Source organism: Paenimyroides viscosum (assembly GCF_003858535.1).
Taxonomy (GTDB): domain Bacteria; phylum Bacteroidota; class Bacteroidia; order Flavobacteriales; family Flavobacteriaceae; genus Flavobacterium; species Flavobacterium viscosum.
Genome location: NZ_RQTJ01000001.1, coordinates 200,725 through 215,760 on the forward strand (window position 1 = coordinate 200,725; position 15,036 = coordinate 215,760).

General features: G+C 31.7%; 13 protein-coding genes and 1 other RNA gene. All 14 read left to right on the forward strand.

Annotated elements, in window-relative coordinates:
- Window positions 1–14 precede the first annotated feature (14 nt).
- The 14 genes from EG242_RS00970 to ssrA all read left to right on the forward strand — a co-directional run bounded on the left by EG242_RS00970 (window position 15) and on the right by ssrA (window position 14,596).
- Complete coding sequence (locus EG242_RS00970; RefSeq protein WP_124898053.1) at window positions 15–707, forward strand: carboxylesterase family protein; 693 nt, start codon at window positions 15–17, stop codon at window positions 705–707.
- Between the two features lie 191 nt (window positions 708–898).
- Window positions 899–1,993 carry a redox-regulated ATPase YchF gene (gene ychF / locus EG242_RS00975; RefSeq protein WP_124898054.1) on the forward strand — a complete coding sequence of 365 codons (1,095 nt, stop codon included), beginning with the start codon at window positions 899–901 and terminating at the stop codon, window positions 1,991–1,993.
- A gap of 79 nt (window positions 1,994–2,072) precedes the next feature.
- Window positions 2,073–3,158 carry a hypothetical protein gene (locus EG242_RS00980; protein ID WP_124898055.1) on the forward strand — a complete coding sequence of 362 codons (1,086 nt, stop codon included), beginning with the start codon at window positions 2,073–2,075 and terminating at the stop codon, window positions 3,156–3,158.
- A gap of 27 nt (window positions 3,159–3,185) precedes the next feature.
- Window positions 3,186–3,590: a hypothetical protein gene (locus tag EG242_RS00985; RefSeq protein WP_124898056.1), complete on the forward strand. Its 405-nt coding sequence runs from the start codon at window positions 3,186–3,188 to the stop codon at window positions 3,588–3,590.
- Window positions 3,591–3,914: 324 nt separating this feature from the next.
- Entirely contained in the window at window positions 3,915–4,448 is a 534-nt protein-coding gene (locus tag EG242_RS00990) for a hypothetical protein (RefSeq protein WP_124898057.1), read from the forward strand.
- Between the two features lie 50 nt (window positions 4,449–4,498).
- Entirely contained in the window at window positions 4,499–5,176 is a 678-nt protein-coding gene (locus tag EG242_RS00995; RefSeq protein WP_235831839.1) for a TIGR02117 family protein, read from the forward strand.
- A gap of 194 nt (window positions 5,177–5,370) precedes the next feature.
- Window positions 5,371–5,580, forward strand: a complete 210-nt coding sequence (locus EG242_RS01000) for a hypothetical protein (protein WP_124898058.1) — start codon at window positions 5,371–5,373, stop codon at window positions 5,578–5,580.
- Window positions 5,581–5,732: 152 nt separating this feature from the next.
- Window positions 5,733–6,689, forward strand: a complete 957-nt coding sequence (locus EG242_RS01005) for a YihY/virulence factor BrkB family protein (RefSeq protein ID WP_124898059.1) — start codon at window positions 5,733–5,735, stop codon at window positions 6,687–6,689.
- A 57-nt stretch (window positions 6,690–6,746) separates the two neighbouring features.
- Complete coding sequence (locus EG242_RS01010) at window positions 6,747–8,597, forward strand: DNA topoisomerase IV subunit B (RefSeq protein WP_124898060.1); 1,851 nt, start codon at window positions 6,747–6,749, stop codon at window positions 8,595–8,597.
- A gap of 242 nt (window positions 8,598–8,839) precedes the next feature.
- Window positions 8,840–10,027, forward strand: coding sequence for an erythromycin esterase family protein (locus tag EG242_RS01015; protein ID WP_124898061.1), 1,188 nt, complete (start codon window positions 8,840–8,842; stop codon window positions 10,025–10,027).
- On the forward strand, window positions 10,011–10,559 hold the full coding sequence (gene fic / locus EG242_RS01020; protein WP_124898062.1) for a protein adenylyltransferase Fic: 549 nt from the start codon (window positions 10,011–10,013) through the stop codon (window positions 10,557–10,559). Before EG242_RS01015 ends, fic begins: the two co-directional genes overlap by 17 nt.
- A gap of 29 nt (window positions 10,560–10,588) precedes the next feature.
- Window positions 10,589–13,231: a DNA gyrase/topoisomerase IV subunit A gene (locus tag EG242_RS01025; protein ID WP_124898063.1), complete on the forward strand. Its 2,643-nt coding sequence runs from the start codon at window positions 10,589–10,591 to the stop codon at window positions 13,229–13,231.
- Between the two features lie 39 nt (window positions 13,232–13,270).
- Window positions 13,271–13,918 carry a response regulator gene (locus EG242_RS01030; protein WP_124898064.1) on the forward strand — a complete coding sequence of 216 codons (648 nt, stop codon included), beginning with the start codon at window positions 13,271–13,273 and terminating at the stop codon, window positions 13,916–13,918.
- 276 nt (window positions 13,919–14,194) lie between these two features.
- Window positions 14,195–14,596, forward strand: a transfer-messenger RNA (tmRNA) gene (gene ssrA / locus EG242_RS01035).
- Window positions 14,597–15,036 lie beyond the last annotated feature (440 nt).

Genomic DNA, 15,036 nt, shown 5'->3' on the forward strand with positions numbered 1-15,036 from the left:
CTTAAAAATTACAAATGAAAACCATTTTTTATCTATTATTTTTAGCAACAAGTTTTAATATATACGCACAACCCAAAGCCATTTTAAACCAAACAACATATAATTTTTGGTTAAATAAACCTACCGAAGCTCAAGAAAAAATGCCTTTGATTGTATTTCTGCATGGTAAAAGTTTATCGGGCACAAATATAGATCGTGTGAAACGATATGGTGCTTTAAAAGGAGTTGAAAAAGGTTTAAACATTCCTGCTTATTTGGTTGCGCCACAATTACCATATGGACCTTGGGATGCAAATAAAGTGGACGAAATTGTAAGCTACATGATTAAAACTTACAATATTGATGAGGACAGAATTTATGTTACAGGAATGAGTTTAGGATCATACGGAACAATGAAATATGTTGGTGAATATCCGAATAGAGTAGCGGCAGCTATTTCGATTTGTGGTGGAGGTGATGTTGGTGATGCATGTAATCTGGCTCAGGTTCCTATTAAAGTAATTCACGGCGATAAAGATTTTATTGTACCATTGTCTGAATCGCAGAAAATTGTAAACGCAGTTAAAAAATGTAATAAAGAAGCGCAAATAGAATTGCAAGTTGTTAAAGGTGGAAATCACGGAAGTGTTGAAGATTTATACCGCCACATGGAATTATACGATTGGCTGCTGAAGCATACAAAAAGTAAAAATAATAGTACATTATAGTAAAAGTGAACTCGACTTGAGTTCACTTTTTATTTTAAATCAGAGTGGCAATTAAGCAATTTTGTTCTGATAAATTGTATTGATAGCGCAATAAATTTTCTTATAGCTACAGAAGCTAATATAGCTTAAAAATCCAATTAAAAACGATATATTTGCATCGTTTTAAAAATCGATATAAAGAACTCAATTATATGAAAGCAGGTATTGTAGGATTACCAAACGTAGGAAAATCAACTTTGTTCAACTGTTTGTCTAACGCAAAAGCACAAAGTGCAAACTTTCCTTTTTGTACAATCGAACCAAATATTGGGGTTGTAAACGTACCAGATCCTAGAATTAATAAATTAGAAGAATTGGTTAAACCAGAGCGCGTGCAAATGGCTACTGTTGATATTGTTGATATTGCAGGTTTGGTTAAAGGTGCAAGTAAAGGCGAAGGTTTAGGTAACCAGTTTTTAGGAAATATTCGCGAGTGTAACGCTATTATTCACGTTTTGCGTTGTTTTGACAATGATAATATTGTGCATGTTGACGGTAGTGTCGATCCTATTCGCGATAAAGAAACCATTGATATCGAATTGCAGTTAAAAGACTTGGAAACGGTTGAAAAACGTTTAGAAAAAGTAAAAAAAGCTGCTAAAACAGGAAATAAAGATGCACAAGTAGAAGCAGCTTTGTTAGAACGTATTCGCGAAGCATTGTTACAAGCAAAATCGGCTAGAACAATTGTAGCTCAAAATAACGATGAGGAAGAATTGTTAGAAGATTTTCAATTAATCACTGCAAAACCGGTACTTTACGTTTGTAATGTTGATGAAAATTCTGCAGTTAACGGAAACGTTTATGTTGATAAAGTTAAAGAATTAGTGAAAGATGAAAATGCCGAAGTAATTATATTATCTGTTGGTGCCGAAGCTGATATTACCGAATTAGAAACATACGAAGAGCGTCAGGTTTTCTTAGAAGATATGGGCTTAACAGAACCAGGATCTGCTGTGTTGATTCGTGCTGCTTATAAATTACTAAATCTGCAAACGTATTTTACAGCAGGTGTAAAAGAAGTTCGCGCTTGGACTATAAAAGTTGGCGATACCGCACCAAAAGCAGCAGGTGTAATTCATACTGATTTTGAAAAAGGTTTTATTCGTGCCGAAGTTATCGCTTATCAAGATTTTGTTAATTACGGATCAGAAGCTAAAGTAAAAGAAGCCGGAAAACTACGTGTTGAAGGTAAAGAATATATTGTTAAAGACGGCGATGTAATGCATTTCCGTTTTAATGTTTAAACCGTTTTTAAGAGCCGAATGTTAAAATTCGGCTTTTTTATTATCTTTTTTTCTACATTTGGTGCAAATCAAAAACACCATGAAACACTTTTATAAGCTGTTATTACTTTTTACGGTTTTAACGCTAACTTCTTGCAGTACTATTTTTGCAACCAAAACACAAAAATTACATGTGTTTTCAAATGCAGATAAAGCACGGGTCACTGTGAATGATTCTATTTATAATCTACCTGCTCAAATTTACGTTGCACGTAGTAAAGAACCGTTGGAGATAACGTATCAGTCTGAAAATAAACAAATAGATACCGTTTTTAAAGCAAAACACAGTCCGCTGTTTTATTTGGGAAACATTTTGAACGCTCCTGCTTTAGGGGCAGGTTATGTGGTTGATTTAACAAATCAAAAACGTTTTAAATACAGAAAAAACATCTTTTTTAATGATAAAGACAGTTTAGAAATATACGAATTTAGAGCCGATAAATATCTTGCTAAACATCATATTGCAGATGGAGAGCAAAAGCAACATATTCACGAAAAATTCAAAAAGGATTATTTGGCTTCTGATGCAAATAGAAAAATAAGACAGGAAAAGGAATTTAAACGCTTAAATCCAACCGAAGGAAGTTTTAGGTTTAACATACAACCGCCAACATTGTTTTTAGTCGGTTTATCTAATAAAAACGGAAACATTAACTCATTCAGCAATACTGTTGGCGGAGCAGGTTTTGGTTTAGGTTTTGATTATTATTATAAAAACGATCGATTTATTGGCTTAGAAACATCGGTTCGCGGTAATTTGTTTGATATCATGTGGTGGTCGTCGTATGATATTAAGGCTTTTAAATACGATATGTCTTTAAGAAAGGGACATAGATGGAAGCGTTATGAAGTTAGTTATGGAGTTTCTTTTGTTTATACAGATTACGATTATAAAGTGCCTTATACTTATCAGTACCCAATAACAACATTTACCAGTGATGATAATAAGAGAAATTACGATGTAAATTATCGTTCATTAGGTTTCTCAACCTTGTTCAACTATCAGTTAACTTCGGTAATGTTTGTAGGTTTACGTTATAATCCTTCTGTTTACAGTTTTAGAAAAACAGGTAATGGTTTTGATTATGAGCACGTAATTGGTATTGATTACCGAATTAAATTTTAATGTGAAATTATTTTAACAGCAATTATCATGAAGAAGCTTCTTACTGTATTTTTTGTTATTATAATTCTTTTGCCAATGTTTGTGTATCTAAATCCTTTTATTTGGGGATTAAGAAAACCGCCAATTTACAAAGCAAGTGACAAAACCAAAGAATTGATTTTAAAGTTGAATGAAAAATATGATTTAGATTTTTCAACAGACACTAATTCAGATACTTTATGGTATTTTATTGATGTTAGAAATGATAGAGTTCCAAAATTAGATAATTTTACATTGAAAGATTTCGGGTATTATAAATCTCAACTACAAACTAATCAAAATGTACTTAAAAATTATGCAGATGATTTTTTACAAGAATTTGAACATAAACAGTATTTCGATTCTATAATAATCACAAAAGATACTTTGAAATATAAAGGTAAAATAAAATGAACACTTTAAAAATATATAAATATCAACTTTTTTTGTATATGTTTATTGTTTTATTTACCATACAGAACGCTTTATTTTTACGCTTTAATGCCTCTTTTAAATTTTATAAAGAAATAGTTGAATTCATTTTTATTATTTCGGTACTAACTGTTTTTATTTCAGTTATCATGCTTATTGTCCAAGCAGTAAAATCTATTAATAGAGACAAGGTTAATTGGAAAGAAATTACGTACTTACTTGTTAATCTTATTTTGTATTATTTTGTAGTAATTTCAAGTTTAATATTATCTACACAATTTCCTCATTTACCTTATTCATATTAACATGTACAATCGATTTAACTTCTTTAAAAATACTTTTGCTGTTTTTAAAAAAACGGAACAGCCAGTTGGTTTTATAAAACCTCACTATGTAAGCAAACACGGCAGTCAGTATTTTTTTACGAATGATGGAGTTTACAGATATTCAAACCATTGGGGCAGAGTAGGGAATTGTCGTTGGCGTTTGGAAAATATCGACCATAAACAACAAATAAATTATTGGGGCTATTGCAGTTGGCAACATTTTTATAATAACGAGGAAGGTTTGCCTTTGTATTTTATTGAAAAAGTAAGTGATAACAATTATTCTTACAATCATAAAAAGAATGGTACACAAGCAAATGTTGTGTATCGATCGGCAGCTGATACAGCTAAAATCTTAAAAAAAATTCATGAAATACAAGAGAATAATTCTTGGGCAAAGCATTTAGTTTACATAAACTATACTTTGCTAAAAGACTATTTTATAAACCAATTGCTATACAGTAATAAATCTTTTATAAAAATTAAGCAGGAATATATCGAACAAAATAAATAGAACCCCGTCAACAAATTATTTGTACATTGTAACATAAAACATAAATATATTTGAAAACATTAAAGAAAATTGTGGGATATTTATTGCTGGTTCTAGGGTTTTTGGTCATTTATTTGCTTATGGCAACTGGTGCGGCGTACATTCCTGTTAATAAAGATCAATCTCAATATAAAGATCAAAATTTAGCAATCTACATTTTAACAAACGGCGTACATACCGATATTGTTGTGCCTTATTTTAACGAGGCTTACGATTGGCGTACCTATTTAGATCCAAGTTTAACTCCTGGAAAACAAACATCGGCTCAATGGGTTTCTTTTGGTTGGGGCGATAAAGGTTTTTACTTACAAACACCCGAATGGAAAGATTTAAAAGCATCGGTTGCATTCAATGCGGCTTTTGGTTTAAGTGAATCTGCCATGCACGTTACGTATTATAATAGCCTAAAAACAGGTGACGATTGTATAGAAATTAAACTAAATAAGGAACAATACCAGCGACTTTGCAACTATATATTGAACAGGTTTGATATGGAAAATAATAAGTTAATGCTTGTTGAAACAGATCAAAATTACGGTTTAAACGATGTTTTTTACGAAGCAAAAGGCAAATACAGTTTGTTTTATTCATGCAATACTTGGGCAAATAACGTGTTGAAATCTGCAGATTTAAAAGCCAGTTTATTCACTCTTTGGGATAAAGGTATTTTTTATCATTACAGAAAATAACAGTCTAAGTATTTCTCATTACAATTTAAAAAGCACTCAACCGAGTGTTTTTTTGTAATATAAATTTTTGATGCTATTTAAAAAGTTGCTATATTGTATATTCCTTTAAAGCATAATAAAAATCACTTATAATTATTAAATACCTAATAATAAGGTAAGATTAAGCTATTATTTTTAATTATAAAAGATATATTATGAGACTAGTTCAATGGAAACAATATCCGCAGTGCCAACCAGAAGAGTCGGGATTATACGTAGTTAATTGGAAACTGAATAATATATATTCAAACGTTTTGTCGTTTTTTGATTGTAATACAAAAAAGTGGTACGATTGCTATGATCGCGGAAAAATAATCGACGGAATTAACGCTTTTAATCCTTATAAAGTTGTTCCTTTTATTTAATTGTAATCAACGTAATTGTATCTTTTCAGATTACAATTTCATTGTGTCGCATAGTTAAAAAACATTCCATAAATTTTGCATCTGTAATTTACAAATTCACGCTAAAATAGATACTTTTAAAAATAAATACATCAAAAAAACAGCTATGATCTATGATTAAAGAAAAATTTAAAGGGATATTTAATTTATTCAAAGTTTCTGTAAACGAATTTTTAGACGATAACTGCATAAAATTTAGTGCCTCATTATCGTATTTCACTATTTTTTCTATACCGCCTTTAGCCATATTAATTATTTCGTCTGCAGGATATTTTTTTGGAGAAGAAGCCGTTCGAGGCGAATTTTTTGGTCAAATTCAAAATTTAGTAGGCGATAAAGCAGCTTTTCAAATACAAGAAGCCATAAAAAATATTAGGCTATCAAATAACCTAAGCATTGCAACTATTATAGGTGCTATAACATTATTGTTTTCTGCCTCGGGAATTTTTGCAGAAATACAAAGTTCAATAAACTACATTTGGGAATTAAAACCTAAACCCAAAAAAGGAATTATTAAATTTGTAATTAATAGGTTGTTATCTTTTTCAATGATTGGCGCCTTAGGCTTTATCTTATTGGTAAGTTTAATGATAAATTCGGTCATTGATTTTTTATACGATTATTTAAGCGGATTGTTTCATGACGATACTGTACTAATAGCTTCGTGGATAAACACTGGCGTTGTAGCAGTTATCATCACCGTAATTTTCGGTTTTATATTTAAAACACTGCCCGACGGAAAGTTAGGATGGAAAGAAACAATCGTTGGATCTGGCTTTACAGCTGTTTTGTTTATGATAGGTAAATGGGCTATTGGGTTGTACTTAGGAAATTCTGCACAATTAAATTTATATGGTGCAGCCGGATCTGTCTTAGTAATTTTAGTTTGGGTATACTATTCGGCAATAATTTTATACTTTGGCGCAGTGTTTACCAAAAATTATTCAGAAATGTACGGAACACCAATACAACCAAACAATTACACCGTGCGTGTAATTTATAAAGAAGATGAAGTACATTTTGCAAAAACCGATGAAGAAATTAATGATAAATTAGCTTCAAAGGAATGATAATCACTTTTAAAATTACAATAAATTCAGTATTTTTACAGAAATTCACTACATTTTATGCTACAAGAATCTCAGTATACTGAAGATAACATTCGATCACTCGATTGGAAAGAACATATTCGTACACGCCCGGGAATGTATATAGGGAAATTAGGCGACGGTTCATCGCCCGATGACGGTATTTATATCCTTATAAAAGAGGTGCTTGATAACTGTATCGATGAATTTGTAATGGGCGCCGGTAAAACCATTGAAGTTACGGTTAAAGACCGCATGGTTTCCGTACGCGATTACGGTCGAGGTATTCCATTGGGTAAGGTTGTAGAAGTAGTTTCACGGATGAACACGGGGGGAAAGTACGATTCTAAAGCCTTTAAAAAATCGGTCGGGTTAAACGGGGTAGGTACTAAAGCGGTAAATGCCTTATCTTCTTTTTTTAGAGTAGAATCGGTTCGAGACAACCAACAGAAAGCAGCCGAATTCAGTGCCGGAAATCTTACTTTAGAAGAAGAATTGGTTGAAACCACCAAACGTAAAGGTACAAAGGTGACCTTTTTGGCAGATGAAACCATCTTTAAAAATTACAAGTTTCGCAACGATTATATTGTTCGAATGCTTAAAAATTACTGTTACCTGAACAAAGGTTTAACAATAATTTACAATGGTGAAAAGTTTGTTTCCGAAAACGGATTGAAAGATTTATTGCAAGAAACCATTGCCGAAGATGATATGATTTATCCAATCATTCACCTTTCTGGTAATGATATTGAAATTGCGGTTACACATAGTAAAACACAGTATTCAGAAGAATATTATTCGTTTGTAAACGGACAAAACACCACGCAGGGCGGTACGCATTTAACAGCTTTTAAAGAAGCTATTGTTCGAACAATTAAGGAATTTTACAATAAAAACTTTGAAGCATCAGATGTTCGTAAATCCATTGTTTCTGCTATTTCGTTAAAGGTAGAAGAGCCTGTTTTTGAATCACAGACCAAAACAAAATTGGGTTCAACCGATATGGGACCCGATTTATCAACGGTGCGTACATTCGTAAATGATTTTATTAAAACAAACCTTGATAATTTCCTTCATAAAAATCCTGAAGTTGCCGATGCCTTATTGCGCAAAATTCTTCAGGCAGAACGAGAACGCAAAGAATTGTCGGGTATTCGAAAGCTGGCTAAAGATCGAGCTAAAAAAGCATCGCTTCACAACAAAAAATTACGCGATTGCCGTGTGCATTTAACAGATGCCAAGAATCCACGCAGTTTAGAAAGTACCTTGTTTATTACCGAGGGAAACTCGGCTTCGGGATCAATCACCAAATCTCGTGACGTAAATACACAAGCCGTTTTTAGTTTACGCGGAAAACCTTTGAATACTTATGGTATGACAAAGAAAATTGTGTACGAAAACGAAGAGTTCAACTTATTACAAGCAGCATTAAATATCGAAGAAGATTATGAAGATTTGCGCTATAACAACATTGTATTGGCTACCGATGCCGATGTAGACGGTATGCACATTCGATTGTTAATGATTACTTTTTTCTTGCAGTTTTTTCCAGAATTGATAAAAGAAGGACATTTATATATTCTACAAACGCCATTATTCCGTGTTCGTAACAAGAAAAAAACGATTTATTGTTATTCGGAACAAGAACGAATCAATGCAATTGAAGAATTAAAACCCAAACCAGAAATTACTCGATTTAAAGGATTGGGTGAAATTTCGCCCGATGAGTTTAAGAATTTCATAGGTCAGGATATTCGTTTAGAACCGGTGATGTTGGATAAATCATCGTCTATCGAAAAGTTATTAGAGTTTTTTATGGGCAAGAATACACCTGACCGTCAAGAGTTTATCATTGATAACTTAAAGGTTGAATTAGATAAGGTGGAGTAAGTTTTAAAACAACTTAAATACAATATTTTGGAAAATAATGATTTAGCAATTTTTCAAACTTAAAATGGTGACTCCTTAGGAGTCGACTGTTTATAACCCCGAATGAAATTCGGGGAATCAAAAGGATATAGTGTCGGGTTTTGGCATATATTTTTGTTGCGAAACCTAGTGTAGTAAACAAAAATTATGACAAAACAGTTTTTGATAATATGCTATAGATTAGATAAAAAGAATAATTCCAAATGAAACACACAAAACACCTATTTCTATCTTTTTTGTTTTTCGTAACTAATTTAGTTGCAGCACAAGAAATTGATTTTAAAGTAAACGATTTAATTGTAGATCAACTTCCAAAAAATGTGAGTATTATCGGATTGGGCGATCCTACGCATCAAGAAAGTACCATTACAAAATATCGCTTTGATTTGATTAAGAAGTTAATCGAAGAAAAACAATTTAAAATTATTGCGATAGAAGGAAATATGTACGGATTGTACAAAGGTTTTCAAAGGTTTATGGAAGACAAAAAGATCTCTCATATCGAAAAAGCCATGTATCCTCTGTTGAATCTTCCAGAAATGGACGAGTTGTATCAATATGTTTATGACAGAAATCAAAAAGGTGATTCGATAATGATTGTAGGGTTTGATTGTACTTTTCAAAATGAGATATTTGTAGAATACTTTAAAGAAGACTTGAAAAATGTTAATGTATTGAAAGATGAAGAAAAACAGGATTTCTTTATTAATTTAACTAAAGGAACTGATACAAGTCTGACAGCGCTATTCAGAAACAGAGAAAAAATAAAATCTAAAATTGTTCATTATTCAAACAAAATATTGAGTGATTTTACGCCAAAAACCGAATCGGACTATTTTTTACAGCAAACTTTAGAAAGTTTTGTTTTTCGAAATGATGAAGAAAATGATGGAAAAAGACCGATTAACAATAGAGATATGGTAATGGCTCGTAATGTTGCATTTTTAAAGGAAAGATATAAAAGCAACATTATTTTATTTGGATCAAGTACACATTTATTAAAAGGAACTAAAGAAATTAATACGGAATTTCATCGGAATAATCGAATGTGTGGAGATATTTTGAACGATACCTATCAAAATGAATATTATTACCTGGCTTATTCTGCTATTTCGGGTAAAAAATTAACTCCTTTAAACCCTTTTAATAATTTCAAAGTTTTACCGGAACTTTCCCCAAATTCTGTAGAATATGAATTTCAAAATGCAGAGTTACCAATCTTTTTAAACCAATCGTCTTACAAAAAAGATACGGTTTATAGTAGGTTTATGGGATATCAATTTATTGAGCTAAATATTTGGAAAGTAATGGACGGCTTGGTTTTAATTAACAATGTTTTGCCTTCAAAATGGAAAAATAAGAACGAATATCTTAATGAAAAACATCGATAAAAAAAGTTTGGAAAATGCATATCGCTTATTTGAAAGTGGATTTATAAACGAAATTGAAGTAGGCACTACCAAAGGATTACAACAAATTCATAAATATTTGTTTGATAACCTTTTTGATTTTGCAGGAACGATACGCAGAACAAATATTTCTAAAGGCGGGTTTCGGTTTGCTACAGCTTTATATCTCAATGAAATATTGGTGAAAATTGAGGCGATGCCCGAAAGTACTTTTGAAGAAATCGTTGCAAAATACGTGGAAATGAATATTGCACATCCGTTTATGGAAAGTAACGGAAGATCCATGCGTATTTGGTTAGATATGATGTTAAAAAATAATCTGAAAAAAATGGTAAATTGGCAATTTGTTGACAAAACACTTTATTTACAAGCTATGGAACGAAGTCCTATTAATGATTTGGAATTAAGAACCTTGCTTTTACAGCACTTAACAACTGATGTAGACAACAGAGATTTGATTTTTAAAGGAATAGAACAATCATACTATTACGAAGGATACAAAAAAGAAGATTAACATATTACTGTTAACAGCATAATAAAACAATGAATAACGAAGAATATAACGAAGATTCTGAATTAAACGGTTACGAACCCGAATTAGATCATAATAGTTTAGAAAGCACAGAAGCAGAAACCATAAAAAAGGTTTCTGGTATGTACGAAGACTGGTTTTTAGAATATGCTTCGTACGTAATTTTAGAACGGGCAGTTCCTGCTATTGAAGACGGTTTTAAACCGGTTCAACGCAGAATCATGCACTCTATGAGAGAGTTAGATGATGGACGTTACAATAAAGTAGCTAACATTGTTGGTCATACCATGCAGTACCATCCGCACGGTGACGCCAGTATTGGTGATGCCATGGTGCAAATTGGTCAGAAAGATTTGTTGATTGATACACAAGGTAACTGGGGAAATATTTTAACGGGTGACGATGCTGCTGCGTCACGTTATATCGAAGCTCGTTTAAGTAAATTCGCTTTAGATGTTTTGTATTCGCCCAAAATTACGCCTTGGCAGTTGTCGTACGATGGTCGTAGAAATGAACCCATCAATCTTCCTGCTAAATTTCCCATATTATTGGCACAAGGAGGAGAGGGAATTGCCGTAGGTTTATCAACCAAGATCCTTCCGCATAATTTTATAGAGTTAATTGATGCATCGATCAAAATTCTTAAAGGTAAATCGTTTGTGTTGTATCCCGATTTTGCTACCGCTGGTATTGCCGATATTTCTAATTATAACGATGGTGCTCGGGGAGGTCGTGTGCGTGTTCGTGCTCGAATTTCACAGTTAGATAAAAACACATTAATAGTTAAAGAAATACCTTTCTCAACTACCACTACTAATCTGATTGATAGCATTTTAAAAGCAAATGAAAAAGGTAAAATTAAGATTAAAAAAGTAGAAGATAACACGTCTTCTGATGTCGAAATTTTAATTCATTTACCACCAGGTGTTTCGCCCGATAAAACTATTGATGCACTGTACGCTTTTACAAATTGCGAGGTGTCTATCGCTCCATTAGGTTGTGTCATTCAGAACAACAAACCGTTGTTTACCGGTGTTTCTGATATGCTGAAACAGTCAACAGAACGCACGGTTCAATTGTTAAAACAAGAGTTAATCATTGAATTAGGCGAGTTAGAAGAGCAATGGCATTTTTCATCGTTAGAACGCATTTTTATCGAAAATCGAATCTATCACGATATCGAACAGGAAGAAACCTGGGAAGGGGTGATTGAGGCTATTGATAAAGGATTAAAGCCGCATACCAAGCATTTAAAACGTGCCGTTACAACCGATGATATTGTTCGATTAACAGAAATACGAATCAAACGTATTTCCCGTTTCGATTTGGATAAAGCTCAAGAAAAATTAGATGCTTTAGAAGACGATATCGAAAAAGTAAAATACAATATTGAGCATATTATTGATTTTACTATTTCGTTCTTCACCACCTTAAAAGAAAAATATGGTAAAGGAAGAGAACGCAAAACAGAATTACGCAATTTTGATAATATCGAAGCAACCAAAGTAGTGCTACGCAATCAAAAATTATATGTTAATAAAGAAGAAGGTTTTATTGGAACTGCCTTACGTAAAGATGAATACTTAGCAGATTGTTCGGATATTGACGATGTAATTGTTTTCTTGCGCGATGGTAGCATGATCGTGTCTAAAATAGAAGAAAAAAAGTTTGTTGGTAAAGACATCATTCACGCTGCTGTTTTCAATAAAAACGATAAACGTACAATTTACAACATGATTTATCGCGATGGTAAAGCCGGTGCATCTTATGTAAAACGCTTTAACGTGTCTGGAATTACCAGAGATAAAGTGTACGATTTAACCCAAGAAAAACCAGGTTCGCAAGTACTTTATTTCTCAAGCAATCCAAATGGTGAAGCAGAGGTTGTAACAATTTTGTTACGACAATTAACCAATGTAAAAAAACTTAAATTCGATTTAGATTTTGCCGATCTATTAATAAAAGGTAGGGTATCAAAAGGAAACACCGTTACAAAATATCCAATCAAGAAAATAGAACTAAAAGAAAAAGGAATATCAACATTAAGACCGCGTAAGGTTTGGTTTGATGATACCGTACACCGCTTAAACGTTGATGGAAGAGGGGAGTTGCTTGGAGAATTTAAACCAGAAGATCGTTTACTTATTATTACCCAAAGCGGTAAAATAAAAACAATTGTACCCGAACTTACAACGCATTTTGATGATGATGTAATTGTGTTAGAAAAATGGATTCCTACAAAGCCTATTTCATGCATTTATTTTGATCCAGAAAAAGATAAATATTATGTTAAACGCTTTTTGGTAGAATCGGTTAGTAAAGAAGATGTTTTTATATCAGAACATCCCTATTCTCGTTTAGAAATAGTTTCAACAGATTACCGTCCGGTTGCCGAAGTTATCTTTGCTAAAGTAAAAGGAATCGAAAAAGAACCACTAACCGTTAATTTTGAAGATTTTATATCTGTTAAAGGCATAAAAGCCCAAGGAAACCAACTTACAAGCGATAAAATTAAAATGATAAACTTTTTAGAATCATTACCTTATGAAGAAGAAGTTCAAGAAGCCAAAGAAGTACAGGAATTTATCGATACAGTTGATGAAAGCTCGTTAACAATTGAAGATGATGGACAAATTGGATTTAACTTAGATTAACTCCAAGAAATTGAACACCTAATTAAAACCAAGAAAATTATGAATTTTGTACTTATTGACGATCACCCTTTTATTTTAGAAGGTTATGGAAATATCATTAAACAAAATTACCCGCAAAGTAAAATAGTTACACTTACAAATTGTACCGAAGTATATAATTATTTTGATACAGATAGTAATGCTATTTTTACCGATATTGTTTTGTTAGATTTTAATATACCTGCTTATCTTCAAAAAAAATTAAAAAACGGGATTGATGTCGCTAGCTTAATTCGAAAAAAAATTCCATTTTGTAAAATTGTTTTATTAACGGCTCATACCGAGAAAATTTTTATTTTAGACATTATTAAAGAAGCTAAACCAGATGGTTTTTATACAAAAGGAGAGTTAAACCCAGAAAATCTTAAAAAACTTATTGAAAATGTATTAAATCATAATAAAATTTACAGCGATTATATTCAAGGAACCTTTATAGAATCACTACATGATAAGTCATTAATAGACGATTATAATAGACAAATATTATATCTTTTATCTAAGGGATATAAAATTATAGAATTAGATAAAATTATACCTATTTCATACAGCGCTATACAAAAACGTATTGCAAAAATGAAACAAGTTATGGAAGTTGAAGACGATAAAGGCTTAGTAAAAGCAGCCATAAAGCAAGGCTATCTATCTTAAAATGAATAAAAAGTGAGTATTATGCTCACATTTTGTTAAGTTTTATTCCTTAAATTGCTTAAACAAAAACTTTGCTATTTATTTGCATCAAATTTGAACAAGAAACTATTAAATTATTGGGCAAAAATAATTAGGGAGTATTAAAAGTTTTCACGTTTTAATAAGGTTAGATTAGGTTTTGAAACGTTTATGTTGTTTTGTTGATTACTTAAAAGTTCAAATGTAAAATTCTGTTTGTTAAGCAGGATTTTTTTTATTAATTTTGTATCACTTTTTGGGGCCGATCGGTTTCGACAGCGAGTGGAATTGAAAAGTAAGCACGTCGAGCGCTCATACACAGCTCGTAAATATCATGAATGAACTTTTTTTTACACGGCGAAGAAAACTACGCTTTAGCTGCTTAATCTGAATTATAGTAAGATTTGAGCCTTGTCCTATTAGATAGGAGAGCTAAATTCCTTAAAAAAGCCTTGATTTATGGCGTTTTAACAAAAGGAATCGTAAAAGTAAATCTAGAGTAAATAGTACCTTGGAAGTTACTCGAAATCTTAAAAGGTTAAGTATAAAGTGGCTGTTTTTGGCAAAACTTTATATCGAAAATCTAATCAAAAACTAAACGTGTAGAAAGCTCTTTGATTGCTTGTTTGGACCAGGGTTCGATTCCCTGCGGCTCCACTGAATTAAAATATAACGCATTGGTTTTTAAATCAATGCGTTTTTGTTTTTCTAAAATTGTATAGCTTTTGTATAGTATTCAATTTGTTTTTTAAAAACTTCTTTTGAATTTAAACCACTGCAATTTAAACATATTCTTTAATAATTGCATGGTGACTCTTCCAAAAAAAATGTTTTCATTTCTTCAAAACTTGGAATACTTGTCTTGGCAAAAACACTTGGGTATTTCTGTAGAAGTCTATTGTATATAGATAAAATAATGTCTGTTTCAGTGTTTCTTGATATTTTAAACTTAGTTAATATATTTTCTTTGTAAAAAAGAAAATATCTGACAGCAATTTCTAAATCTTTTTCATTAATAGTTTTGTAAGAAGCATTAGTGTAAATCGTCAGCAAAAAGTGGACAGTTTAGATACATAATTTAAGATAGTGTTTTCTAAAAA

Bases quoted from the DNA above. Each gene is read 5' to 3' on its own strand.
- EG242_RS00970 (WP_124898053.1), top strand. From the start codon at position 15: ATGAAAACCATTTTTTATCTATTATTTTTAGCAACAAGTTTTAATATA.
- ychF (WP_124898054.1), top strand. From the start codon at position 899: ATGAAAGCAGGTATTGTAGGATTACCAAACGTAGGAAAATCAACTTTG.
- EG242_RS00980 (WP_124898055.1), top strand. From the start codon at position 2,073: ATGAAACACTTTTATAAGCTGTTATTACTTTTTACGGTTTTAACGCTA.
- EG242_RS00985 (WP_124898056.1), top strand. From the start codon at position 3,186: ATGAAGAAGCTTCTTACTGTATTTTTTGTTATTATAATTCTTTTGCCA.
- EG242_RS00990 (WP_124898057.1), top strand. From the start codon at position 3,915: ATGTACAATCGATTTAACTTCTTTAAAAATACTTTTGCTGTTTTTAAA.
- EG242_RS01000 (WP_124898058.1), top strand. From the start codon at position 5,371: ATGAGACTAGTTCAATGGAAACAATATCCGCAGTGCCAACCAGAAGAG.
- EG242_RS01005 (WP_124898059.1), top strand. From the start codon at position 5,733: ATGATTAAAGAAAAATTTAAAGGGATATTTAATTTATTCAAAGTTTCT.
- EG242_RS01010 (WP_124898060.1), top strand. From the start codon at position 6,747: ATGCTACAAGAATCTCAGTATACTGAAGATAACATTCGATCACTCGAT.
- EG242_RS01015 (WP_124898061.1), top strand. From the start codon at position 8,840: ATGAAACACACAAAACACCTATTTCTATCTTTTTTGTTTTTCGTAACT.
- fic (WP_124898062.1), top strand. From the start codon at position 10,011: ATGAAAAACATCGATAAAAAAAGTTTGGAAAATGCATATCGCTTATTT.
- EG242_RS01025 (WP_124898063.1), top strand. From the start codon at position 10,589: ATGAATAACGAAGAATATAACGAAGATTCTGAATTAAACGGTTACGAA.
- EG242_RS01030 (WP_124898064.1), top strand. From the start codon at position 13,271: ATGAATTTTGTACTTATTGACGATCACCCTTTTATTTTAGAAGGTTAT.